The following is a 24,750-nucleotide window of genomic DNA, read 5'->3' on the forward strand; positions in this document are numbered from 1 at the left end:
GGTTACTCCTCCCAGGATCTGGCGCAGAGCTTGGAGGGACTGAAGCTCCAGCAGCCGACGGCCGTTGGGCTGGGGGCCGCCACCCTCATCGGGCTGAACAGCGGCTGGGCGGACCGGGCGGGCGGTGCGAACACCCAGCGCGGCGCGTTCGACACCGACGACCCCTGCTCCGAGGCCGGCAGGGCGTCAGAGGACTCCGCGGTACGGCTTCGCCAGGGCGCGAGGCTCCAGCACGAGGCGATGTCGGCGGGGTCGCACGCCTCCGAGGCGGAGCGCTTGAACGAGGGCGGCGGCACGGCGGTCTGCGGGGAGGTCTCCGTCTGGGGCTGGTTGTCGCGGACCCACTCGCTCAGCAGGGTGGGCTCGTAGAGGCCGGTCTGCGTGGGGGCGGGTTGTGGCGTGTGCGGCGGCTGACTCGGTGTGCCGGTGCGCGGTGGCGTGGCGGGGGTGGTGGGGATGGGGGTGGCGGGCTGGCTCGCCGAGGGCTTCGGCGGGTTCGACGTCGGCTTCGGGAGCGTCGGCTTGGGAAGTGTCGGCTTCGGGAGCGTCGGCTTGGGAAGTGTCGGCTTGGGGAGTGTCGGCTTCGGGAGCGTTGGCTTGGGGAGTGTCGGCTTCGGGAGTGTCGGCTTCGTGGGACTGGGGGTGCTGGCCGGCGGGGTCGCGGCCGGGTTGGTGGCCGTCCCGCTCGGCTTCGGCGCGGGGGTCCCGGCCGTGCCGGAGGGGGCCGGCGTCGCGGACGGCGGGTTCGGCGCGGTGGCCGACGGCTTGGTGCTCCCGGGGGGGTTGGTGGGCTTCGGGGTCGTCGTCGGCGCGGTGGTGCGCTTGGTGGTGTTCGCGGGTGGTTCCTCGGTCGGACGCGTCCTGGGGGGCGCCGGCTCCGTCGTTACGGTGGTCCCGGTCCGCGTGGGTTGCCGAGCCGCCGAGGACTGGCGGCTCATCGTGGACTCCTCGGTGGGGACGTCCTCCTGCGGGGCGGGCGCGGCGTTCCGCGTACCGGGGCGGTTGCGGGTCGCCGGCGCGGACTCCTCGGTCTCGACGGTGGAGCGCCTGGGTTCCTGGGGCTCGGCGGTGGAGCGTCTGGGTTCCTGGGGTTCGGTGGTGGAGCGCCTGGGTTCCTGGGGTTCGGTGGTGGAGCGTCTGGGCTCTTCCGTCGGCTTCTCCTGGGTGACCCGGGGTTCCCTGGTCTGGGTGGGCGGGGAGCTCTCCCTCGGGGCGGAGGGGATCACGACCTCTGAGGCGGCCTCCTGTCTGGGGAGCGCCTCCTGCATCGGGGCTGAGGTGGTGCTCACGCCGGGATCCGCCGCGGCGGCCCACGGCTGGGCGATGATCGCGCTTGTCGTCGCGGATACCGCGGCTAACAGGAGGCCGGAGAGTAAGGTGCCTCGCCGGGACGAGCTACGTGGGGGCATTTATGGCTCTTCCTGGGTCTATGGGGTGGATTTCGGGCCGGAGATGGGCTTCCAGCCGGCGGTGGTGAATTCGGGGGTGCCCGGCAGTGCGACCGGCGGTACGGAGGTCGCCAGTGGGTCGGGGATGTTGACCCAGTCGCCCTGGTCCGTGCCGCGCATGCCGGGCTGCCAGTGCATGAGCAGGCTGATGGCGTACGAGTTGGAGAAGGTCGGTTCGGTGTCCCCGACGCCCCTGGTGGCGGTCACCTGGACCAGGACCGAGACCTGCATCTGATCCTGGCCGCGAGGTTTCCACTGGACGCCGACCGTCCGTGTCCGCATGGCGGCGCCGTCGGGTAGCGCCCCGTCCTTGGGAAGGCCGAGGATCTCGCGCCATCCGGCGACGGCCTCGCGGGCGCCGGCCCGTGCCGCGTCGTGCTGCTCGGGTGCCGCGTACAGCAGCGCCGCCTGCTCGGCCTGTGCGGCGTCCAGGGTCCACGCAGCCTCCAGCGCGGCGGCGGCGGCCGAGATCGCGCCCACCTCGTTGTGGGGGAATCCGACGGGGTAGCCGGCCGCGCCCTCGTAACCGGAGGGTGGGGCGAGCACGACGGTCTCCCCGGCGTTCCCGATGGTCGCGGAGGCGTTCACGGTCTCGGCCTCGGGGCGTAGGAGCTGCCATGCCGCGACCGCCAGCAGGATCGCCCCCACGATCGAGACGACCACGATGACCATCCGGCGCCGGGCGCTCGGCGGCGGGCCCAGATCCCAGTTCAGCGCGGGATCGTCGGCGACAGGGCGCACTAGTGGCTCCGATCGGTGCGCTGGTTGAACGTCTGCCCGGCCGCCGCGGCCAGGCGCAGGTAGGCGCCTCGGGTCGTGGGCCGCAGGCGGACCAGGTCAACCTCGGCACCCTCCTTGAGGTGCGGGTCGTAGGGGATGCGGATCACCGCGCGGCAGCGGGAGGTGAAGTGGCGCTCCAGCAGTTCCAGGTCCACGTCGGACTTGGCCTCCACGGCGTTCAGCACGACGATGGCGTTCCTGACCAGGTCGGCGTGGCCGTGGGCGGTCAGCCAGTCCAGCGTCGCGGCGGCGGAGCTCGCCCCGTCCACCGCGACCAGGCTGACCAGCACGATCTGGTCGGCCAGCTCCAGCGTCGCGCCCATGGCCCCGTGCAGCAGGCCGGTACCGCAGTCGGTGATGCAGATGGAGTAGTAACGCTCGATGAGGCCGGCGACGGTGCGGTAGTCCTCGGCGTTGAAGGCCTCGCTCACGGCCGGATCGGTGTCGGAGGCGAGGACCTCAAGCCGGGCGGGGGACTGCGAGGTGAAGGCGCGCGCGTCGGCGTAGCGCAGGATGTGCGGGGCCTCGGCCAGCATGGTGCGGATGGTCGCGGCCGTCTCGGACTTGACCTTGAGGCCCAGGGTCCCGCGGTCGGGGTTGGCGTCGATCGCGATCACCCGGTCGCCGCGCAGGGAGGCCAGGGTGTTGCCGAGGGCGACGGTCGTCGTGGTCTTGCCCACCCCGCCCTTGAGACTCATGACCGCGATCCGGTGGTGCCCGCTCGCGACGGGGGTCTGTGCATACGCCATCAGCGTGCGTCGTTCCAACTCCGCCGCCGACTCCGCGGGGATGAAGCGCCTGCCGGAGAGTTGCCAGACGAGGCGGCGCCATCCTCCGGCGGGCTCAGGACGGCGGTTGGTGAGCAGGTGTTCCGCGGTGAGCGGGACCGTTTCGTGGAACTGCTCGGCTGGAGCGGGCGGCGATGCCTGGATGTGGGGGGAGATATCCGTCATTGCCAAGGTCCTTTCGCAGAGAGCGATCGTGGGGAAGGGATACGGGGCTGTCAGCAGGTCCGCCAGCGCACCGTCGTAGTGATCGAGTCGTCGAGGCCGTGAACGGTCAGCGGGGCGGTGACGGAGGCGGGGGCACCACACCAGTTGCGGATCCGGTGGGCCCGCAGGTTGATCACCTGCGTGACCCCTTCCCGCAACGTGCCGTCGGAAGGGCTCACGGCCAGGCCGGGAGCCGATATCCGCCACTTCAACGGCTCTCCCGAGAGGGTGAGGAGCATGCTTCCCTGGCCGAACTCGTCCAGCGTCACCACGGGCGGGACCCGCAGGCGGGAGGCGAGTCCGTCTCGTCGCGCCGGCGCGCCCGCGGTGGGGGGAGTCTGGGTGCTCTGGCTGGTGGACGCCTGCAGCGACCTCGCCGGCTCCTTCGACTCGATCGCGGGGCCGAGAAGGTTCATTCCGGTCAGGGTGCCGGCCGTGCCCGCCACGACGATGATGACGATCTTGATCGTCATGTTCCTGATCCGGGTACCGGCCCAGCTGAGCGCCTCCAGCACGCGGATCCCCATCTCGATCCGCTCCTCGCCGGGGCGGTCGTCGGGCTCGGTGTGGAAACGCAGTGCGGGAACCTGGGCGTCGTCGCGCATCTCGATGGACGCCTGCCCCGCGATGACGACGGGCTCGGCTCTGGCGACGGGTTGAGCGGCGGGCGGCGCCTGTCTGGGGATGGTGCCGGTGATCTCCTCGCTCTGGGCGAGGACCTCGCGCGCCCATGCCTGGGTGAGCAGGGCGTCGTACAACGGGGTGTCGTGCCCGGGTACGGGGGGTGCGGACGGTGGGCGGACGGGCCGGGTCCTGCGGGGCGGCAGGGCGGGCAGCGGGGGCAGGCCGGAGGGATCGGAGGTGCCCGCCACCGGTCCGCCCGCCGGTGGGGCGACCGGCGGGGCCGCATTCGCCGACCCTGTGCCCGTTGACGTCGTGGCGGGTGGTTTCGCCGGTGGCTTCGAGGCCACCGGCGGATAGGGAGGCGTGCCGACCCTGGGCGCCGGCAGTGCCACGGCCGGCGGTACCGGAGCGGCGGGGACGCCGCTCCCGGCCGGAGGAGCGGGGAGGACGGAGGGCCGACTCTTGGCGGGAGGTGCGGGTGGGACCGGCTCCGGAGGCAGCGAGTCCGTGAGCCGCTGTCGTTCCTCGGCGGAGAGCGGCGCGACCGGCGGGTGAGAGATCATCTGTGGGACCGTGTAGCGGATGTTGATCGGCCGCGTACACACGGAACACCTGATCATGTGGGAGAGCAGGGCCGCCCGGGCGTCGTCGGGATCGATGGCGGAGGACGCCTGCCCACCGGGCCTGCCGGTGGGGAAGACGCCGGGAAAGACCGTCTCCACCAGCGGGGCGAGTTCTGGACAGGTACGCCGCCCGTTGGCGAGCGCGTCCAGCCCGCTCACCAGGGTCTCGATCAGATCCTGGGTACGGGTGGCGAGCCTGCCGATCTCGTCGGCGGGCATCCCCAGCACGTGGGGGAGATCCTCCATGCCGAGCGCGTGGCGGTACATCAACCTGAGCGTCTCCGTGCCCAGAGGGTCGACGATCGTCCACACCCGTTCGATCAGCAGGGCGTCGGGCATGCCGGGTCCCGAACCCGGCACGTACCGCTCCCGGTGGACGGTGGAGGTGCGGCAGTCACGTCGTACCGCGGCCAGCAACCGTCCCCGGACCGTGACGCCTTCGGGGGCGGCCTCGGTCCGGCCGGCCGCCAGCGCGGCGACGACCGCCGCGCGTGCCCGGCCGGATTCGAGGTGGGAGGCGGCGTAGTCCATCAGGTGCGCGCCGTGCTCGCGCACCCAGGCCGCCCCCTGGCCGGGGCCGGGCGCGAAACGCCCGGTTCCGGTGGGTGTGCTCATTGGCCGTCGTATTCGACCGGGTCCGGCTCGGCCGGGCCTTGGTCGGGCTGGAAAGAGGAGGTCCGGTCCCGGTCGTTCTCGCCGCGACCCCACTGCGAGGGGGCGCCGTCTCCCGTTCCCGGCTGAGCCGGGCTCAACCGGCCGGGATCGGGCTGTGCGGGAACCTGCCGGCCCTGGTCGGCCTGCTCGGGAAGGGACTGGCCTGGGTCGGGCTGGACCTGGCCGGGATCGGGCTGGACCTGGCCTGGGTCGGGAAGGCTCTGGCCGGGCACCGGCTGGGGAAGCGGCACGGGAGCGGGGTCGGTCACCACGAGTTCCAGGTTCCGCTGGGGCAGGCCGGTGAACTTGGTCCAGTTGCTGACCTCACCGGGTGCGGGCTCCGCGTAGAGCCAGCGGATGAACGCGGGCCACAGGCACGAGTCGCGGGGGATCGTCTGGCCGCTCTGGGTCGGGCTCGGGCCCTGGGACGTGCTCAGCGCCTGCAGTTCCTCGGTGGTGTAGTTGCGGCACGGCGGCGTGCCCGGCGGGGCGATGTTGAGATCCCACACGCCGTTCTCGTCCGTGTAGCGCATGCCCCTGTCCAGTCCGAGGGCCTCGTAGGCTCGCCGCAGGAGCTCGGGGTCCTCGAAGACCGGCAGCGAGACGCCGTTCTGGCCGCCGGGGAGTTGCGGCGTGGCCGGCATGAGCACGGTTCCGTCGGGACCCTGCGACGCGTTCTCGCCGGGACCGGCGGACGGCTGCGGCTGCGGCTGGACAGGTTTCAGGCTGCCACCGGGTGCTGTCGGTGTCGCCGCTCTCGGCGGTATCGAGGGCTGTGTCCTCAGCGAAGGCGCACCCGCGTCGTCCGTCGGTCTGGTCGCGGGTGGCACGACGACGGGTGCCGTGGGGGGCCTGACATCGCCGGAGGGCACGATCGGCTGGCCCGTGCCCGACCGGATCGCCGGCCGCAGGGTGCCCGTCGGCCGGGCGTGCGGTGCCGTCTCCCCGGGCTGGGAGGTGCGGTTGCCGCCGGGAGGTTGGGGTTGTGACTTGTTGTCGCCGGTGGGCCGCGGTTGGGAGGTGCGGTTGCCGCCGGGGGGCTGGGGTTGTGACTTGTTGTCGCCGGTGGGCTGTGGCTGGGAGGTGCGGTTGCCGCCGGGGGGCTGGGGCTGCGATGACGGCGCGGGTCCCGAGGACTTCGTCCTGCCTGCCTCAGGGGTCGGCTTGGGCGGCGAGACCACCTCGATCTTCTTCTCCGCGGGGCGCTCGATGACGCTGCCGCTCTCGTTCTCGCTCTGCGAGATGTTCCCGCTGATCCTCTCCGTCGGCGTCGGCGCCGGAGGGGCCGGGGGCTTGACGGGCTGGGGGTTCGCCACCGGTGGTGGAGCCGGGGGTTGCACCGGCCCCGGGTTGGGGGCGGGCTGCACCGGCGCCGAGGTGGCCTTGGGGGCCGGGGCGCTCTTCTTGGGAGTCGAGGGTTTCGTCTCCGTGGTCGTCTTGGGCGGTGGCGGGGTCGGCGTGCTCTTGGGGTTGCCGGGCCGCTGTGCGAGCGGGGCCGCGGCGGCGGCCAGGGCCAGGACCGGGAGGGCGACGCAGCCTTCCCCCGATGCCTCGACCGCGTGCCCGTCGGTGGTGGTGGTCAGGCAGACCCGCGGGTCCGCGGAGTCGCCGCGGCGGGCAGCGCCCGCGATGGTGCTGCCCGCGTCGGCACCGGAGAGCGGGACCGGTCGGTCACCGCCGGAAGACGCACTCGATGACCAGGCGTCGGCCTGGTCATCGAGGAGATACGTGCCCGCGGCCAGTCGCATCACCTGCCCCCCACCGGGGTCGGAGCGGACGGCGATGACGGTCCCCAGCCCGGCGCCGGCGCTGAAGACGCCGATCGCGACACTCGCAGTGAGCACCGTCGCGCGCGATGGCTTACGTGAGGGTGTCATTATGAATGTTCCTTTTCTTCCGGTGAAACGTCAGTCGCCGTGGCTTTCCAGGACGTCGCTCCACTCGCCCAGCACGCGAGCGGGCTCGTTCGAGCCGGCGGGGGGGACATATGTCACATACATGCGTCCGTATGTGGCGCTCACCGAGTGGGCGAAGGCCTTACCGCGGGTGCGGACGGCGGCCGAGCCCTTCAGCCTGACCGTCGCGCCCTCCCGCTCCGCTTCGCGGACCTCGGTGGATCGGGCTCCGTACCAGACCAGGGCGCCCCCGTCACTGGTCCTGAGCGCGCGTACCGGTCCCTCAAGCCGGTACGACAGCGTGAGCTTCCAGTCGGCCTGTCTCAGCTGCGCCCGCTCCTGCTGCCAGAACAGTGCGGCCTCGCTGGTCCACGGCCCCTCGTCGAACTGTGCGTCGACCTCGGCGTTCTCCAGGCTCGCCAGGTGTGCGCGGGCGATCTGGCGAGGGGTCGCGCTCAGTCCGGTGGCGTTCTCCGGCAGGCTCGTCGCGTAGCCTTCCGCGTCGGTCGCTATCTTGGGGAACCGCGCCGGGGTGGCACGCGTGTCGGCGGCCGAGGCGACGAGCCGCCAGCCACCGGGTGCCGAACTCATCACGTCGACGACCCGGGCGACACCGGGTTCGTACGAGACCGCCACGAACCAGTCGGCGGTGCCGTTCACATGGCGCGGGATCCACATCTGCGGGTTGGGCCATATCCCCGAGGCCAGCGACTTCTTCTCCATCTCGGCGGTCTTGAAGCCGGCCCGCGTCATCTCCAGCGCGAGCCCGTGCTCCAGCTTCGCCATGGCGGCCTGGTCCTTCCTGCTCTGGGCGGCCGACAGCCCTCGCTGGTAGCGACCGTGGATGCCGTACGCCTCCTTGACGGTGAGCTGGGGCGGACGGGACGCGGCCGGCGAGTCGGTGCCGGGCGGGGGGGTTTCCGTCTCGGTCCGGGGTTTCTCCGTACGGGACTTCTCCGCAGGGGGTTTCTCCGCGGGGGGGTTCTCCGTACGGGTCGCCTCGGGGCGAGGAGAGGACCTGCCGCTCTTCGCGGGTTTCGGGGTCGAGCCGGGGGTGGGAGATGAGGAGGACGGCGTCGGTGAGGGTGAGGGCGAGGAAACGGCCTTCTCCCAGCCGGCGTCCGAGGAGTCGGGAGTGGGGTTCGCCGCGAGGGACGGACCGGAGGGCTCTCGGGTCGCGAGCCAGAACGCGGAGGCGGCGATGATCGCTAAAACCGCGGTGAACAGAATGACCTTCCGCCAATCGAATGACGGGAGGCGTTCGGGATGCCAGTCGGATCCCTGTTCGGAATCATGCCTGGAGGAAGCACTGCCACGGCCAGAGGACCCAGCCTGTCCATCTGGGAAATCTGATGCACGCCATGACATAGGTCCAAATATTAGACTGACCGTGATCTATTGGGAAGGTAAAGGGCTTAGTAATTGCTACTTATGGCTATTTGATTATAAATAACACTTAAGTCGATATATGGGCTGTCCGAAACGTGGACCGCCCTCACCTGCTGGCATCCTGTCGATGGACCGTACCAGTAGTTCTCTAGAGATGTGCCCTCATCTCTGGGTTTCGGGTGACCTTCCGTGCCCCTTGGTGAACTGCCCTTTTCCCTGGGCAAACCTGTCGTTCACCTTCCGTTGGGCTTTCCGGTCTCCGGTCCGGCGTCCCGCGGGGGGCAAGTGATCGCGAAAACCTTTCACACTCCGGATTGGTACAATCTCCATAACAACTTGATATGAATGCGTTTCCCGGGTTCGACTGTTCGGCCTCGGACCCCGTTCCAGGAATTGGAGCTCCGTCTTTTCCGTGCCCGCCGGGGACGACGGTCTTCCGTCTCGGGATGGGCGCCCCGAACGGCCCGCCGGGCACGCGATCGGCCCGGGGCGAGCGCGGGTGGACGGGCCCGGTGCCGACGCGAAACGCCCCGTCCGGGCAGGGGGCGTCGTCTACTTCAATGGCCAGGTCAGCCGGGGGTGGTCCGGCCGCCCGAGCCGAAGCCCGTCTCGTGGTTCCACAGGTGGGTGCATGCCGGGCACTGCAGGTGCAGCAGGCTTCCGGTGTTGCCGATGAGGTAGCGCCAGTGCTCCCCGCAGTTGCGGCCGCCGAGGCAGTCGTCGCAGTCGAGGTGGTCCTGGCAGCCGGGGCAGGGCAGCCACGCCCTGCGCCCGAAGTCGGCGTGCGGGTCAAGCGGCATGGCCGGGCTCCCTCGGGGGAAGCACACCGGCGGCCACGAGCATGTCGTAGATCTCCTGCTGTCGGCTGTCGAGGCCGGAGTAGAGGAGGTCGTACGCCTCCTCCTCGGCCCGCATCACCCCCGGAGGGTCCCAGTCCGGCTCCAGCGCCGCCATGACGGCGGCGCGGCGGCGAGTCTCCTCAAGGGTGAGGTCGATCTCGAAGTCGACATACGGTCTGGTGCTGTCCTGACTCATGACATGGCTTCCGGGTCTGCTGGTGAACGTGTCGGAGGAGCCGTCGGGGAAGAGGGGCCGGCATCGGGGGCATGGCCTGGGTGGGCCGCTCTTCGCGATCGGCCACATGTGCCGCGGGAGGGACTCCTCCCGGAGAGATACTTGTCCAGTATATACCTATATGTCCTTTATATTGCCTTTAATGATATTTCGAATGACGCGTGGCGGCCGGGCCGCGAGCGCCGCCTGATGCCCGGCGGCCGGGGGCGGCCGGGGCGAGGAGACCGGGGGCCGAGGGCGGAATCCGGATGACCGGGTATGGAGCAGCCGAGAACAACTACGGCTCGGGGGCTGCCATGACCACGTACACCCTGTCGATCGTCGAAGGCGACACCGGCGGTCTCCCGTCGGGCCAGGACCTCTTTTCGCCCGACTGCCCGGTCAATTTCAGCGACCTCGGGCCGTACGCCCTGATGTGGCTGACCGAGCACGGTTACCGGGAGCAGGGCAGGCGGGTCCTGGTCACCCCCGCGGGCCGGCATCCCGAGGGGGTCCACGTGATCGCCTCCCACGACGTGGACCTCTGACCCCTGTCGGATCATGTCTCCCCGGGCGCCACCGGGAGTCGTACCCGATCACGGTCGGGCGGCCCGGTGGAATCGGACCCCGCGCGGCCCGCGGCGCTTCACCGGGCGGCACCGGTGTCCCGCGCCCGGCGGGGAAGCCGGGGAGGAGTCGCGATGCCCGGGTGCGACGGGCGGGGGATCCGGTTGCGCGCGGGGTCTGGTCATCGACCTGGCCAAAGCGGTGCCCGCGGTCCCGCACCGGGGAAAGAGCCCCGGTGAGCCGTCCGAGGCGGCGCTCGCCGCAGGGCCACCCGGCGGGACCCGGGCGTCCTTGGTCTCTCGTTCGGTGATCGGAGAGTACCTGAGCAGGCGGTGACAGCGCGGCGTGGCATCCAGGGCAGGGGTGATTTCCGGCTGACAATCCATATGTGACTGGACATTCCAGGAGATTATTTCTCCAGCTCGGCGGGGTCGCCGTGGCCGGAGCGATGATCCCGGCGCACACCGGGCGTACGGTGAACCCGGTGAACGACCACTTCGCCCCGCTACGCCGCCGCTGGCGGGAGGCGTCGGCGGGGTCGGGATTCGACCCTGCGGCCGAGCCGTACCGAACCCGGCTGGCGAGGCTGGGGAAGACGGCCGCCGGGTACCGCGACACCATGGTGCCCACCGGCGCCTCGCTCTGGCCGGGGCTGGCGTTCCCCTCCTTCACCGACACTCCGGCGCGGCTGCGGACCATGGCCCGCGGGTACGCGCTGCCGGGCACCGGGCTGACCGGCGACGCGAACCTGGCCGTCGCCGTCGCGGAAGGCATCGACCACTACCGGCGGCGGGTGTACGCCGCGGGCGCCGACCCGGCGGGCAACTGGTGGAACTGGCAGATCGGCGTTCCCAGAAAGCTCCTCGACGCGGCCGTGCTGATCGGTCCGCACCTGACAGACCCACGAAGCGGGGCGCTTCAGGAGGCGGTGGACCACTTTCTCCCCGAGTGCCGGCTGGACGACTACGAGGGCACCAGCACCGGGGCCAACCGGGTGGACCTGTGCACGGTGATGCTGCTCCGCGCCATCCTCGGCTCCGACTCCGGAAAGGTCGCGCTGGCCGCCTCCGCTCTCTCCCCGGTCTTCCGCTACGTCTTCGAGGGCGACGGGCTCTATCGGGACGGCTCGTTCGTCCAGCACACGTCCGTCCCCTACCAGGGCGGGTACGGGGTGGTGCTGCTGTCCGGGCTCGCCACACTGTTCGCGGTGCTGCGCGGCTCGCCATGGGAGATCACCGATCCGAACAGGCAGGTCGTCTTCGACGGTGTCGAGAGGTCGTTCGCGCCGTTCGTCCACGACGGCTTCTGCATGGACCTGGTCAGCGGCCGGGGGATCGGCAGGGAACCGTACGGCGACCACCGCAGGGGACGCGACATCGCCGCGGCGATCCTGCTGCTGGGGGAGGCGGCCTCCGCCGCCGAGCGGGTCCGCTGGCAGGGCATGGTCAAGGGATGGGCGCTGCGCGACACCTCCAGACCCATGCTCGACGCGGCAGAGCGGAGCGACCTGGGGTTCCACGCCCGCCTCGCCGCGGTCCTGAACGACGACGCGATCCCGGCGGCCGAGGAACCCCCCGGGCACCGGCTGCCGGCGATGAGTGCCCGCGCCGTCCACCGCAGGCCGACCTGGTGCGCGGGGCTCAGCATGGCCTCGTACCGGATCGGCCACTACGAGCACGGCAACGGCGAGAACCGGCGCGGCTGGCACACCGGATCGGGGATGCTCTACTGGTGGGGCGAGGGGCACGGTGACCAGTACTCGGACTCGTTCTGGTCCACCGTCGACCCCTACCGCCTGCCGGGCACGACCGTCTCCACCAGGCGGCTGGCCGACGGCGCCGGTAACGCCTGGGGCGACACCTGCCCGCCTGCCCGTTGGGTGGGCGGTGCCACCGACGGCACCTACGCGACGGTCGGCCAGCACCTGAACGGGTTCGAGAGCACGATGGAGGCTTTCAAGTCGTGGTTCTTCCTCGACGACGCGGTGCTCTGCCTGGGGGCCGGGATCACCAGCGAGGACGGCGTGGCGGTCGAGACCGTCGTGGACAACCGCAGGACCGGCGCGCCCCTCACCGTGGACGACCGGGAGGGCTGGGCGCATCTGGCCGGGCACGGTGGCTACGTCCTGCCCTGTCCCACCCGGCTGCGCACGCTGCGCGAGGAACGCACCGCGGGCCAGGTGACCCGGAGCTACGTGACGCTCTGGCTGGACCACGGCGTCGACCCGGACTCGGCCGGTTACGTCTACCTTCTCCTGCCGGGTGCGAGCCGGGCGGAGACCCGGGCCCGGGCCGCCGACCCCGGCTGGGCGCGGGTGCTCGCCAACACCGCCAGGCAGCAGGGCGTCCGGGTCCCGTCTCTCGGAATCACCGCGGTCAACTTCTGGAACGACGGAGCCGTCGGCGCCCTGACCGCCTCCGCTCCATGCGCGGTCCTGGTCAGAGAGCGCGGTGACGGTACGGCCACGCTGACCGTGTCGGATCCCCGGCGCGACCTGGACGAACTGATCGTGACCTGGGACCGGCCGGTGGCCGAGGTGCTCGGCGAACACCCGCTCCTGACGAGCGCCACGACCGGCGCGAGCCTCACCCTCGCCTTCGGCCGGCTGGCGGACCGGGGCGGCGGCTCGAAGACGGTCACCGTGCGACTCGGCCGGTCAGGTGGCACGGGGCGTACCTGAGCGAGCCCGCGGAGCCATATGACGCAGTCGTTCTGCCGCCGGCGGACCGGACGCCTTGTCGGGATACCGGATGGCCGCGCGGGCCGGGTACCGGTCCGCCCCGCGGCTTGACGCCTTCCGGATCGCCGAAACAAGTTTTTGTTACTAAGAGTGATTGACACATCACTTTCCATTACCTGATGATGGCCGGTGTCGGTGGTGCCGTAGGGACTCCGCTGGGGCGCCAGGATCTTTCGGGATGTGCTCTGAGGCAATCCATGAGGGGTGAATGAAGCTGTTCAGTGCCGTTCCGGTCTCGGCGACCGCCGTTCTCACCAGGGCGGGACCGGATGGGACCGCCGGGGAGTGGAGTCGTTCTCTCTCGCCGTCGGTTTCGAAGGGAATCGACGAAGTCGCCGACGACTCCCGCCGATCCTCCTGACTCTTTTATCGCCGGCCTTCGCAAGGCGGTGGTCCGAAGCCTGATGCGGTACGGGTTGATGAGGTTTTCTCGGTGGCGTCGAAACCGTTCGCCCGAGGACTCCGCCGAACGCCTGACATGAATCTGGATGGCCCAGCAAGCATATTTCTGAGATATGTGACAGGCACCCCGGAAAGGCGCTGATGCGGCATGTTACATACTTTCATTCTTGGCATGGGCAGGGCTGGAGAAGGGCTGCATCTACCGGCGCTGTCCCGGGTGCGCGCCGCGATCCCGGACCTGCTCGCCCCCGGGCGGGTCGTCGTCCACGACCCGTTCCGGCCTCCCCCCGATGTCGCCGGCGTGGTCGCGGTCGGCACCCTGGAGGAGGCGGCCGGGCACACTCCCCCCCACCGCACCGTGGTCCATCTGTGCACCCCGCCGCATATTCGCTCGGGGGTGCTGGAGCGACTGGCCGAGCTCGGCTACCGCAAGATCATCATCGAGAAGCCGCTGGCCCTGGACCTGATGGGCCTGGCGGCCATCGCGCGCACGAGGCGACGCTGGGGTCTGGACATCACCGTCGCCACCCACTGGCTGCACAGCTCGCTGACCCGCCGCCTGCGCGCGGCGGTGGACTCGGGGGAGTTCGGCAGGCTGCGCGGCATCCGTGTGGTGCAGAACAAGCCCCGGTTCACCCGCAGCGCGGCGGTCCCCGGCCACCCCACCGCCTTCGACGTCGAGATGCCGCACGCGCTCGCCGTGGTGCTCACCCTGGCCGGCGGTGCCCGGATCGCCGGTGCCTCCTGGACGGACATGGTGACCGACCAACTCAGGTTGCCCCGCCTGGGCCGCGCCAGGCTCCGGTTGGATCACCATTCCGGCGTGCACACCGAGATCGACTCGGACCTGACCTCGCCCGTGCGCGAGCGCCGTATCACTCTGGACTTCGAGGGGGCGACCCTCATCGGTCACTATCCGTGCAGCGACGCGGACCACACCGCCCAGCTCCGGGTGGTGATCGAGGGCCGAGATCAGATCTGCTCGGTGTTCGCCGACGACGCCCTGTCCGCCTTCGTCCGCAGCGCCTACACGCGCTACGCCCGGTTTCCCTCCGTGCCGGGGACGCTGCCGGTGCAGATCGACGCCGTCCGGCTGCTCAACGAGGCCAAGGATCTGTGCGCCGCGCACGAGCCGGACACCGCCCAGCACAAGGAGGTCCGGCGTGTCCACGGCGTCCGCTGAGCACACGCCCGTTCCAGCCGGCGGACGACCGCCGAGCGGAGTCGTGCCGGCGGGGATCGGCGACGAGGCGGCCCCCGACCTGCCCGGCCAGCTCGCCGCTCTGGACGATTTGGGCTGGAGGCACCTGGAACTGCGCACCATCGGCGGCCTCCCCATCGCGAGGCTGGACGAGGCCACCTTCGCCCACTCGGCGGAGCGCATCCGGGCGGCCGGTGTCACCGTGGTCTGCGTCGCCTCCAAGATCGGTGACTGGTCCCGACCGGTGACCGGCGACTTCGCCCTCGACCTGGCCGAACTGGATGTCCTTGCCCGACGCTGCGCCGTTCTGGGAACCCGCCTGGTGCGTGTCATGTCCTACCCCTCGGGTGGTCTGCCCGAGGCCGAATGGGGCCGTCGCGCCCGTCGGCGGCTGCGTGAGCTGGCGCGGCGCGCCGAGGACGCCGGGCTGCTGCTGGCGCACGAGAACTGCGCGGGCTGGGCGGGCGATCGCGCCGAACGAATGCTGGACCTGGTGACCGGCGTCGGCAGCCCGGCGCTGCGGCTGCTGTTCGACGTCGGCAACGGCGTCGCGTATGGATACCCGTCAGCACCGATGCTGGCCGCCGTCGTTCAGCACGTGGTGCACGTGCACGTCAAGGACGCGGTGACCGGTCCGGAGGGCAGGGTCGGCTTCGTCCCGCCGGGCACCGGTGAGGCCCAGGTCGCGAAATGCCTTCGCCTGCTGCTCGCCCATGGCTACACCGGGGCGCTCTCCATCGAGCCGCACCTGCACCTGCGCCCGCACCTCGCCGCGGCGAGCGCCGACGCGGTGCCCGGTGACCCCGGCCGTGGCGACCACGCCGCATTCGTGGCGTACGGGCGTGCGCTGGAACGGCTTGTGGCCCAGGTGGCGGCAACGGCCGGAGAGCTCCGATGACCGCTCCGCCCGCCCGCGCCGTGCCCCCGATCCCGCTCGCCCCAGCCGACCGCGACCTGCTGCTGCGGCTGCTGCGGCTGCCCACCGCCGGTCCGCTGGAGACCGGCCCGGAGGCGCCGGCGCCCAGGCTGCGCGAGGCGCAGGCCGACTATCTCCGCGCCGCCGCCGCGATCGGTTTTCGCGCCGTACGCCACGCGCCCGCCGAGAGGGCCGAACTCGACCGCCCAGATGTCCCGGCACCCGTGCGCGCGGCGCTGGACACCCCCGCTTTCCTCGAACACCAGCCCAGCCTGGTGCTGCTGCTGGGGCCCGCCCTGCCGGTCGCCCGCACCGTGATGTTCAACGTGCACCTGGACACCGTCGCCGGATGGCAGCCCGTCCGCTTCGACGGTGAGTGCTTCTACGGTCGCGGCGCGATCGACGCCAAGGGGCCCGCGGTGGCGCTGCTCGCCGGGGTGCGCGTCGCGCGGGCGCTGCGCCCCGCCATCGGCCGTGACATCGGGATTCTGATCCAGGCCGTGGCGGGGGAGGAGGGCGGTGCCATGGGCGTCTTCGGCACCAGGCCGTTGGTGGAGCGCGGCCACACCGGGCGGCTGAACGTCTTCTGCGAGCCCACCCGGCTGAGGTTCCTGCCGCGCGGTACGGCGGCGATGACCGCACGGGTGGTCGTCGACGGGCTGGACGCCGTCGACGACCACCCCGCCCACGGGCACAACGCCAGTGTCCTGCTGGGATTTCTCGCCCAGTACCTGGGCCGGGCGCTCGACCGGCACGCAGCCGAGGGCGCGGTGTGCGTGGCGGGCCTGCACACGGGCACCCTGCACAACAAGGTCTACGGCGGCGGGTCGCTACTGCTCAACCTCGCCTACGCCTCGGCGGCCGCCGGGCAGCGGCTGGAGCGGGACCTGCGGGCCGCCCTGGCCGACGGCCTCGACGCGTTCGTCACGGCCTTCGCCGGCACGGCACTGTTCGCCAGAACCGCCGCCGAGGCGCACGTCGTCACCCGGCTGGAGTGGCTCAAGCGCGGCCTGCCCGTCCTGGACGATCGCGACCACCGAATGCACGCGCTCCTGCGCGACGCGGCCGGGATCGCGCCGTGGCCGCCCGACGAGCCCGCCTTCACCTGCGACGCCATCTGGATGTCGGGGGTAGCCGGGGCCTGCACCGTGGTGCTGGGACCCGGTGACCTCGCCGTCAACAACGCCCACGCCGATGGTGAGTTCGCGCGGGCCGACGAGCTCGCGGAGTTCGCCGCCGCGGTGGCCCGACTACTGCTGGCCTTCACCGACGACACGAACGGACGACCATGAACCAGACCCTGTCGGCCGCGCGGCCGCACCCCGAGCCCGCGTCGCCGGCGCCGAGGACCGTACGGGTGCGCCACGCCGACCTGCTCGGCTTCACCTCGGCGGTGTTCGCCGCCCGAGGTCTGGCACCCGAGCGGGCGCACGAGGCCGCGCGGGCGCTCTGCTACGGCGACCTCACCGGCCTGAACTCGCACGGCCTGGTCAACCTGACCCGGCTCTATCTGCCGTTGTTCGACGAGGGGCGGGTCGACCCCCATGCCGAACCCCGTACGGTCGCCGACCGCGGCGCGGCCGTGCTCATCGACGCCGACCGGGCGCTCGGCCTGTGGGTGGCCGGGGTCGCGATGGACGCGGCGGCCGAACGCGCCGCCGAGTACGGGATCGGTGTGGCGGCCGTGCGCGGGGCCACCCATCTGGGCTGCGCCGGGCACCACGCGCTGCGCGCGGTCACCCGCGGCATGATCGGACTGGTCGCCAGCAACTGTGGTGGCCAGCGCATCGCCAGGCCACCCGGCGGTGCGGTGACGATGCTGGGTACCAACCCGCTCAGCGTCGCCGCCCCGGCGGGCGACCATCCCCCGTTCGTGCTCGACATGAGCACCACCGCGGCCCCCACCGGCCGTATCCGTCAGGCCGCCCGCGCCGGGCGACCCGTCCCCGAAGGATTGCTCCGCGACGACGAGGGCGTCTCCGTCACCGACCCCGCCGCCTTCGACGCCGGGCGGGCACACCTGATGTGGCTGGGGGGCGAGGCCGGGCAGTACAAGGGGTTCGGGCTGGGCATCGCGGTGGAGGTGCTGGCCGCGCTGGTGCCAGGTGCCGGGCTGGGCGCGCATCCCGACGCACTCGTGGGCGACGGCGGGCCGGGCGGGCGCGACGACGACATCGGCTTCTTCGTGGCGGCCGTCGCGCCGGGTGCGTTGCGCGAGGGGGCCGAGGCCGACGCGAACGTCCTGTTCGGCACGTTGCTGGCCTGCCCGCCCGTCGACCGGGCGAAGCCGGTGCGCTACCCCGGTTGGCACGAACACCGGCGTGCCGAGGAACATATGAGTACGGGGGTCCCGCTGGACGTGACGGTGTACGCCGAACTGGCGGAGGTCGCGGCAGATGCCGGCCTTGCCGTACCGGACGTCCTGGCGGAGCGATGACGGTCCCGTTGCGGATCGGGGTCGTCGGCCTCGGTGTGATCTCCCGTTTCTACCTCGCGGCGCTGCGCGGCTCTGCGACGCTGCGGCTGAGCGCGGTGTGCGACCGCGATCCGGCGGTGCTGGCCGCGCGGACCGGCTCGGTGCCCGTCTACACCGACCATCTGCGGCTGCTGGACGAGGTACGTCCGGACGCGGTGGTGGTCACCGTGCCGAACGACGCGCACGCGCGCGTGTGCGCGGACGCGCTGGAGCGTGGAGTGGCCGTGTGTGTGGAGAAGCCGCTCGCGTTGGACACGGAGCAGGGCGTCTCGCTGGCGCGGCTGGCCGCGCGTGGGGACGTTCCGTTGTTCACCGCCTTCCACCGCAGGTACAACCACGCGGTCGGCCGGTTGCGAGCCGGGCTCACCGGGGCACGGGTCGAGAAGCTGACGGTGCGCTACCTGGAACGCATCGAGGAGCACGCGGGGGCGGACACCTGGTATCTGGACGCGCGGCGGTGCGGCGGCGGATGTGTCGCCGACAACGGCCCCAACGCGTTCGATCTGGTCGAGTCGCTGCTGGGGTCGGCCGAGGTGGTGTCCGCGCGGATCACCCGTGACGCGGCGGACACCGATCGGCAGGCCGACATCGGACTGCGCGCCGGGGCGGCGTCGGTGCGGGTGCTGCTCGACTGGTCCTATCCGGGCGAGCGCAAGGACATCGAAGTCCTGCTGGCCGACGGCCGAACGCTCTACGCCGACATGCTGACGGGCCATCCGGGGTTCAAGAACTCTGTGGCACGAGTACGTGGGGGTGCTGCGGGCGTTCGAAGAGCGGGTCCGGAACGGCGCGGGGGACGGTGACGGCGGGCTGCCCGCCCTACGTCTCGTCGAGGACGTCTATCGGCTGGCGGCGGCCACCAGAAAGGAGCCGGTGTGAACCCGTACGAGGACGGCCCCAAGCGTGAGGTCACCGCGACCCTGGTGAAGCTGCTGGTCCACCGTCGGACGGACCGGGGTATGCGACTCGAACCGTACGCGAGCCGGTGCGTGCGAGCCGGTGAGGTGCACGAGCTGGTCGTCACCGACCACGCCGAGACCGCGGCCGGGGCCAGGATCGACCGTGTCGGTTTTCTCGGCTTCGTCGAGATCGCCACGGCGGGTGTGCTCGACCGTGGTGACGAGGTCTGGATCGGCCGGCGCCGAATCGGTGTGCTGCTCGGGTTCGACGGCTGCCACTTCCCCAATCACTACAACGTGCTCATCCATGCCGATCCGATGGTCACCGGCCGGGACCTGAATCTGGCACCTGAGATGTCGCTGGTATTCCGGCAGGGCATGCCCGGAAGCATGGACGAGTCCGGTGCCGGCGCGTCCGATTTCACGGTGATCAGGCTATGAGAATTGATCGATATTCGCATATCGGCGTACGGCTGTTTATGTCCAGCTGTTCCCTTTTTGGATGCCTCACCAGATAAAGCCGTGGCACTTTCTTGGTTCCGCGTTTACGGATCGTCACTCACGGTTATAAGTCCATTGCGGAGAGTGGTGAATTTCAAAGGATGGAATTCTGCTGCTGACTCTGCTCATCCCTGGCGCTCATCCATTGGGCTGCCCAAAATTCTCGGGAAAGGACTCAAATGGCCGCAGGTACCAAGCAGAGCAGTCGTCTGGAAGAGCGTTTCCGCCTCTGGGACTCGGACGGCGACGGTGTGATCGAGCGCTCGGACTTCGAATCCGAGGCCGACGACATCGTCACCGGCCTGGGCGCTCAGGGCACCCCGAAGGGCGCCGAGCTCCGGCAGGTCTACCTGGCCATGTTCGACCGCCTGTCCAGGGCCGCGGGCACTCCCCAGATGGACAAGGGCCAGTTCATCCAGGCCGCCAACCAGGAGATCATCAGCAAGGGCGACGCCGGATTCGCCAGCGTGGTGGGTCCCACCATCCAGGCCATCGTCAACGTCCTGGACGGCGACGGCGACGGCGAGATCAGCCAGACGGAGATGACCAAGTGGTTCGAGGCCATCGGTCTTGAGCCGGACGTGGCCGCCCAGTCGTTCCAGGAACTGGACACCGACGGCACCGGCCGGCTCTCCGTGACGGAGCTGATCGACGCGGTTCGCGACTACCACCTCGGCAAGAACGACATCCCCCTGCTGGGCCGCTGATCCAGACGCGTCCGCCGTGCGCCCGTCGTGCGGCTGCCCGGAGGCGCCCCGGACAGCCCACGGCGGGTGCGACCGGACGCGCGAAACCGACGCGTAGCCTTCCGCGCCATGCCGCCGTGCTCTCTGGACCTGCTCTCCCCGACCATGCCGCACAGGAAGAGAGCCATGGAGAAGATCCTCCCTCCTCCCACGACATCCCCGGCGCGAACCGAACCCGCGCCCATCCCCTTCTTCACCCAGGCCACGTCGTTCGGTGAGCTGTGGCCCGAGATCCGCGCTCACTGCGTCGACATCCTGGACCGGGGCAAGTTCTCGCACGGCGCCAAGGTCGCGGAGTTCGAGGGGGCGCTCGCCCGGTGGACCGGCGCGAGACACGTCGTCGGTGTCAACTCCGGCACCGACGCGCTGGTGTTGCTGCTGCGCGCCGCCGGACTGCGCCCCGGAGACGAGGTCATCGTCCCCGCCTACACCTTCATCGCCACGGCCGGCTCGGTGGTGCTCGCCGGAGGCGTGCCCGTCTTCGCGGACATCGAGGAGCACGGGTACGGGATCGATCCGCGGTCCGTGGAAGCCGTGGTGACCCCCCGCAGCCGGATGGTCATGCCGGTGCACCTGTTCGACCGCCTCGCGGACATGCGGGGCGTGCACGCGGTGGCGCGAAGACACGGGCTGACCGTCCTGGAGGACAGCGCCGAAGCCATCGGCATGCGTCTGGACGGCACGCACGCCGGGCTGCTCGGCGTCGGCGGAGTGCTGTCGTTCTTCCCGACCAAGACCCTCGGCGCCATCGGTGACGCCGGGGCGCTGCTCACCGACGACGACGCCGTCGCCGAGACCGCGCGGGCGCTACGCCATCACGGTCGCGGCGGACGCACCCTGGACCACTTCCCCGGTATCGCCAACCCCACGGTGCTCTCCGGCCTCAACAGCAAGATGGACGATATCCAGGCCGCCGTCCTGCTCACCAAACTCGCTCGCCTCGACGCCGACATCGTCCGCCGAGACGAGCTCTCGGCGCGCTACGACGACCGGCTGCGCGGTGTCCCGGGGGTGTACGCGGTTCCAGGAGCCGTCCCACCACACCCCGGCGGCAACCGGGTCTGTTACGTCCATCTCATCGAGGTCAGAGATCGAGACGCCCTCGTCGCGCATCTGGCGGCCAAGGGGATCGAGTCCGAAACCTACTATCCGGTTCCGATGCATCTCCAGCCGTGCTTCGCGCATCTGGGACACGCCCCCGGCGACTTCCCACGTGCCGAGGCGGCCTGCGCGAGAGCCCTCGCGCTACCGCTCTATCCCGACCTGGCCGAGTGGCAGGTGGACCGGGTGTGCGACGAGGTCGAGAACTTCTACGCGGGAGGACGACGGTGACCACCCCGACCACCGCGACCATCCCCTTCTTTCCGGCCGACCTGTTCGAGGAGGAGCGTGACGCACTGCTGGAGACGGTGCGCGTCATCGGTACCGCCGCCTCCCAGAGGTTCATCCTGGGCGAGCACACGGCACGATTCGAGCGAGAACTGTGCGATCGGCTGGGGGCCGGCGACGTCGTCGCCTGCTCCAGCGGCACGGCCGCCCTCACCCTGGTGCTGAACGCCATGGGAGTCGGCCCCGGTGACGAGGTGGTGGTGCCCGCCTTCGGCTGCGCGCCACTGGCCGCGACCGTCGTCAACATCGGTGCCCGGCCGGTTTTCGCCGACATCGACCCGGTGCGGCTGACCATGGACCCCGCCGCCGCCGAGGCACTCATCACCCCGCGCACCAAGGCGCTGATGCCGGCGCACATGTTCTCGACGATGGCGGACATGCCCCGCTTCCGTGAGCTGGCCGACCGGTACGACCTGCGCCTGCTGGAGGACTCGGCGGTCGCGCAGGGCGGCACGCTGCTGGGACGTCCCGCGGGTCGCTGGGGCGACGCGGGCGTTTACTCGTTCGTGCAGGTCAAAACATTCGGGATGCCGGGTGAGGGCGGTGTGGTGGTCACCGACGACGCCGACCTGGCCACGCGCGTGCGGATGCTGCGCAATCACGGCCAGGACGGCACGCGCCGATTCGTCCACCACCGCATCGGGCACAACAGCCGCTTCGACGAGGTGATGGCCGCCTTCCAGACGCATCGGCTGGCCGGTCTGGACCGACGGCTGGCACGCCGGGCGGATATCGCCGACTACTACTCCACCCGGTTCGCCTCCCTGGCCGCCCTCGGGGTGTCGGCACCTCCCGTCGGCGGTGACGGACGCTGCCACTACGTCTACACGGTGCTGGCCACCCACCGCGAGGCGCTCAGAGCACACCTGGCCGAGCGCGGCGTCGACTCGCACGTCTACTACCCGCGTACCCTTCCCGCCCAGCCCGCGTTCGCGCCGCACGCGCCCCGCGACACACATTGGCCCAACGCCGCCTCGGCCGCCCGGCGCAACCTCGCCCTGCCGCTGTATCCGCATCTCAGCGACATCCAGCTGGAACACATCGCCGACACCGTCTGCGCCTTCGCCCACGAAACCCGGGGAGCACGATGACCGATCAGTTCACCGGCAGGGAAACCGGCGGGCAAACGGAGTCCGGTCCGGCCGCGACCGCACGCGGTACCCTCACGGCCTACGCGCGTCTGGCCAAGCTCGATGTCTACGACTACTACATCGGCCTGCCACTGGTGTGGACGCTGCTCGCTCCCGCCGTCCGGTGGGAGCCGGGCGTCATCGGCCTGCTGGTGCTGATCTGCCTCGCCGAGATCGCCGTGGTGGCCGCCATGGTCGGCTTCGACGACATCACCGGCTACCGCGACGGCAGCGACGCGGCCAACTACGGCGCCGATGCCGCAAGGCGACGCCTGGCCAGGAAACCGCTGGTCGCCGGCACGCTCACCGAGGCGCAGGCACTCCGTTTCGCCTGGGCGGCGACCGCGCTCGGCGTGGTGCTGTGGGCGCTGGCGGTGGCGGTGGCACCACACCGCCCGCCGTGGGCGGTCGTGCTGACGGCGGTGTGCGTCGTGGCGTCGGTGCAGTACTCCTGGGGGCTGAAGATCAGCTATCGAGGATTTCAGGAGATCTTCCTGATCGGCCTGGGCGTCGGCTGGGTGCTGGTGCCGTACGGCCTGCTCACCGGCGAGGTGACCGATCTGGTTCTCGTGCAGGCACTGCTGTTCGGATTCGGGCCGATGCTGTTCGGGCTCTACTCCAACACCCACGACATCGACGGAGACCGTCGCGCCGGGCGCGTCACCGTCGCGGCCCTGGTGCCCGCCGGGGTCAACACGGCGTTCATCACCGTGATGACCGCCGCCGCGGTCCTGCTCATCGTCGCCGGCCCCCTCGTCGGCGCCGTGCCCTGGTGGTTACCGGTCGTCCTGGTGCCGGTTCTCGCCATGCGCGCGACCCACCTGGTAATCGGCTCCGTGCGAGGTGACATCCTGCGCGCCCGGCGGATCGCCATTCGCGCCCACCGGGTCACCGTGATCCTGCTGGTCATCGCGAATCTGGCCGCCCCGCTGCTCGCCGGCACCGCCACATGACCTCCGCATTGGACGTCGCGGTGGTCGGCGCGGGTCCCGCCGGGCTGGCCGCCGCCTACGCGCTCGCCGAGGCGGGGTGCTCGGTAAGAGTCTTCGAGGCCGCCGACGCGGTCGGCGGGCGGATGCGCACCCTGCGCGCCCACGGCTGTCTGATCGACACCGGAGCCGAGATGCTCCCCTCTGCCGCGGGTTACCCGGCCACCTGGAGGCTCATCGCCGCCCTCGGCCTGGACGCCGACCCCGAGGCCGTGCCCCGGGTGCGCGACGCGCTCGCCGTATGGCGCGGCGGCCGCTCCAGGCCACACGTCGGCCGCCCGCTGGGACTGCTCACCGGGGCGGGGCTGCCGCCACGCGCGCGGGTGGACCTGTTCCGCCTCCAGACGCGCCTGGCCCGGTTCGGCGACCTCGATCCTGACCGTCCGGAGCGCGGCCCGCTGGGCTCCGCCACCGTCGCCGACCTCGTCAGGCGCTACCATCCCGACCTTCGCGACTACCTCATCCAACCGTTGGTCGCCGGATTCTTCGGATGGGATCCCGAGCGCGCCGCGGCGGCTCCGTTCGCCGCGCATCTGACGGCTTCGGGCAGCACGAACGGCTGGCACACCTACCGCGACGGCATGGACACCCTCGCCCGCGCGCTGGCCGCGCGGCTCGACGTGGTCACCGGGCATACCGTGACCCGGGTGGTCGCGGACCCCGGTGAGGTCCGGCTGGAGTCACCCGGCGGCACCGTCACCGCCCGCTCGGCGGTACTGGCGGTGCCCGCTCCCGTCGCGGCACGCCTGCACACGGACGCCCCGCCGGTCGAACGCGCCTACCGGGACGCGTGCGGCTATGCGCCCATGCTCCGTCTCACCCTGGTCCTGGACCGGCCGATGGCCCCCACGGGCGTACGGCGCGGCTTCGCCACCCTCGTCCCCGCCGCCGAGGACCCCCTGGTCAACGTGATCACCGTGGATCACCACAAGCATCCCGGGCGGGTGCCCGCAGGGCGCGGCCTGGTGTCGCTCGTCGCCTCACCCCGGGGCACCGCCGAACTGATCGACGCCTCCGACGAGGAGGTGACGGACCGGCTCACCGCCCGTGCCGAACACTTCGTGCCGGGGGTGGCCGCGTGCGTCACCTCCGCCCACGTGCATCGGTTCCGGTACGGCCTGCCCGAGGCGACACCGCGCGCTCTCGAACTGCGCGCCGCGTTCGAGGCCCGTCCGGCCTCGGCGGTGGAGTACGCGGGCGACTGGACGGCGCTGCGCCCGTGCAGCGAGGGTGCGGTCGCCTCCGCCGCGCGGGCCGCCGCGCGGGTGCTCGCCCACCTGTCGCCCGCCGGCTGACCGGGGTCGTCCGCCGCGGCCACGCCGTGGCCGCCCGTCCC

At 71.3% G+C, this 24,750-nt stretch carries 21 protein-coding genes; 13 read left to right on the forward strand and 8 right to left on the reverse strand.

Annotation, left to right across the window (positions count from 1 at the left end):
- Positions 1-2: 2 nt before the first annotated feature.
- From ACFQVD_RS32385 to ACFQVD_RS32420, 8 genes are all read right to left on the reverse strand, one after another.
- On the reverse strand, positions 3-1,289 hold the full coding sequence (locus tag ACFQVD_RS32385) for a hypothetical protein (protein ID WP_343971576.1): 1,287 nt from the start codon (positions 1,287-1,289) through the stop codon (positions 3-5).
- 138 nt (positions 1,290-1,427) lie between these two features.
- On the reverse strand, positions 1,428-2,189 hold the full coding sequence (locus ACFQVD_RS32390) for a hypothetical protein (RefSeq protein ID WP_343971573.1): 762 nt from the start codon (positions 2,187-2,189) through the stop codon (positions 1,428-1,430).
- Positions 2,189-3,181 (reverse strand): MinD/ParA family ATP-binding protein, encoded by a 993-nt coding sequence (locus ACFQVD_RS32395; RefSeq protein WP_343971570.1) that lies wholly within the window; start codon positions 3,179-3,181, stop codon positions 2,189-2,191. The genes ACFQVD_RS32390 and ACFQVD_RS32395 overlap by 1 nt, the downstream gene beginning before the upstream one ends.
- Positions 3,182-3,231: 50 nt before the next feature.
- Positions 3,232-5,082, reverse strand: a complete 1,851-nt coding sequence (locus tag ACFQVD_RS32400) for a hypothetical protein (protein ID WP_343971567.1) — start codon at positions 5,080-5,082, stop codon at positions 3,232-3,234.
- A complete protein-coding gene (locus ACFQVD_RS32405; protein WP_386272918.1) occupies positions 5,079-6,998 on the reverse strand; it encodes a hypothetical protein in 1,920 nt (639 codons plus the stop codon). Before ACFQVD_RS32405 ends, ACFQVD_RS32400 begins: the two co-directional genes overlap by 4 nt.
- Before the next feature lie 30 nt (positions 6,999-7,028).
- Positions 7,029-7,802, reverse strand: a complete 774-nt coding sequence (locus ACFQVD_RS32410; RefSeq protein WP_343971561.1) for a hypothetical protein — start codon at positions 7,800-7,802, stop codon at positions 7,029-7,031.
- A 1,172-nt stretch (positions 7,803-8,974) separates the two neighbouring features.
- Positions 8,975-9,205, reverse strand: a complete 231-nt coding sequence (locus tag ACFQVD_RS32415) for a hypothetical protein (protein WP_343971558.1) — start codon at positions 9,203-9,205, stop codon at positions 8,975-8,977.
- Positions 9,195-9,440: a DUF6400 family protein gene (locus ACFQVD_RS32420; protein ID WP_343971555.1), complete on the reverse strand. Its 246-nt coding sequence runs from the start codon at positions 9,438-9,440 to the stop codon at positions 9,195-9,197. The genes ACFQVD_RS32415 and ACFQVD_RS32420 overlap by 11 nt, the downstream gene beginning before the upstream one ends.
- Before the next feature lie 287 nt (positions 9,441-9,727).
- Between ACFQVD_RS32420 and ACFQVD_RS32425 the strand changes: the two genes are divergently transcribed.
- The 13 genes from ACFQVD_RS32425 to ACFQVD_RS32485 all read left to right on the forward strand — a co-directional run bounded on the left by ACFQVD_RS32425 (position 9,728) and on the right by ACFQVD_RS32485 (position 24,709).
- Positions 9,728-10,006, forward strand: coding sequence for a hypothetical protein (locus tag ACFQVD_RS32425; RefSeq protein ID WP_343971552.1), 279 nt, complete (start codon positions 9,728-9,730; stop codon positions 10,004-10,006).
- 407 nt (positions 10,007-10,413) lie between these two features.
- Positions 10,414-12,705, forward strand: a complete 2,292-nt coding sequence (locus ACFQVD_RS32430; RefSeq protein ID WP_343971549.1) for a polysaccharide lyase 8 family protein — start codon at positions 10,414-10,416, stop codon at positions 12,703-12,705.
- A 634-nt stretch (positions 12,706-13,339) separates the two neighbouring features.
- Positions 13,340-14,350, forward strand: a complete 1,011-nt coding sequence (locus ACFQVD_RS32435) for an oxidoreductase (RefSeq protein WP_343971546.1) — start codon at positions 13,340-13,342, stop codon at positions 14,348-14,350.
- Positions 14,331-15,266 carry a sugar phosphate isomerase/epimerase family protein gene (locus tag ACFQVD_RS32440; protein WP_343971543.1) on the forward strand — a complete coding sequence of 312 codons (936 nt, stop codon included), beginning with the start codon at positions 14,331-14,333 and terminating at the stop codon, positions 15,264-15,266. Before ACFQVD_RS32435 ends, ACFQVD_RS32440 begins: the two co-directional genes overlap by 20 nt.
- Positions 15,263-16,576, forward strand: a complete 1,314-nt coding sequence (locus ACFQVD_RS32445) for a M20/M25/M40 family metallo-hydrolase (RefSeq protein ID WP_386272923.1) — start codon at positions 15,263-15,265, stop codon at positions 16,574-16,576. The genes ACFQVD_RS32440 and ACFQVD_RS32445 overlap by 4 nt, the downstream gene beginning before the upstream one ends.
- Positions 16,573-17,721: an Ldh family oxidoreductase gene (locus tag ACFQVD_RS32450; RefSeq protein ID WP_343971537.1), complete on the forward strand. Its 1,149-nt coding sequence runs from the start codon at positions 16,573-16,575 to the stop codon at positions 17,719-17,721. Before ACFQVD_RS32445 ends, ACFQVD_RS32450 begins: the two co-directional genes overlap by 4 nt.
- Positions 17,718-18,563: a Gfo/Idh/MocA family protein gene (locus ACFQVD_RS32455; RefSeq protein ID WP_386368732.1), complete on the forward strand. Its 846-nt coding sequence runs from the start codon at positions 17,718-17,720 to the stop codon at positions 18,561-18,563. The genes ACFQVD_RS32450 and ACFQVD_RS32455 overlap by 4 nt, the downstream gene beginning before the upstream one ends.
- Before the next feature lie 72 nt (positions 18,564-18,635).
- On the forward strand, positions 18,636-19,100 hold the full coding sequence (locus ACFQVD_RS32460; protein ID WP_343971531.1) for a DUF6917 domain-containing protein: 465 nt from the start codon (positions 18,636-18,638) through the stop codon (positions 19,098-19,100).
- A gap of 239 nt (positions 19,101-19,339) precedes the next feature.
- Positions 19,340-19,867, forward strand: a complete 528-nt coding sequence (locus ACFQVD_RS32465) for an EF-hand domain-containing protein (protein ID WP_343971528.1) — start codon at positions 19,340-19,342, stop codon at positions 19,865-19,867.
- Positions 19,868-20,032: 165 nt separating this feature from the next.
- On the forward strand, positions 20,033-21,238 hold the full coding sequence (locus tag ACFQVD_RS32470; protein WP_343971525.1) for a DegT/DnrJ/EryC1/StrS family aminotransferase: 1,206 nt from the start codon (positions 20,033-20,035) through the stop codon (positions 21,236-21,238).
- On the forward strand, positions 21,235-22,386 hold the full coding sequence (locus tag ACFQVD_RS32475; RefSeq protein ID WP_343971522.1) for a DegT/DnrJ/EryC1/StrS family aminotransferase: 1,152 nt from the start codon (positions 21,235-21,237) through the stop codon (positions 22,384-22,386). The genes ACFQVD_RS32470 and ACFQVD_RS32475 overlap by 4 nt, the downstream gene beginning before the upstream one ends.
- Entirely contained in the window at positions 22,383-23,378 is a 996-nt protein-coding gene (locus tag ACFQVD_RS32480) for a UbiA family prenyltransferase (protein ID WP_343971520.1), read from the forward strand. The genes ACFQVD_RS32475 and ACFQVD_RS32480 overlap by 4 nt, the downstream gene beginning before the upstream one ends.
- Positions 23,375-24,709 (forward strand): protoporphyrinogen/coproporphyrinogen oxidase, encoded by a 1,335-nt coding sequence (locus ACFQVD_RS32485; RefSeq protein WP_343971517.1) that lies wholly within the window; start codon positions 23,375-23,377, stop codon positions 24,707-24,709. Before ACFQVD_RS32480 ends, ACFQVD_RS32485 begins: the two co-directional genes overlap by 4 nt.
- Positions 24,710-24,750: the final 41 nt, after the last annotated feature.

The organism is Streptosporangium amethystogenes subsp. fukuiense, assembly GCF_042665875.1.
GTDB lineage: Bacteria > Actinomycetota > Actinomycetes > Streptosporangiales > Streptosporangiaceae > Streptosporangium > Streptosporangium fukuiense.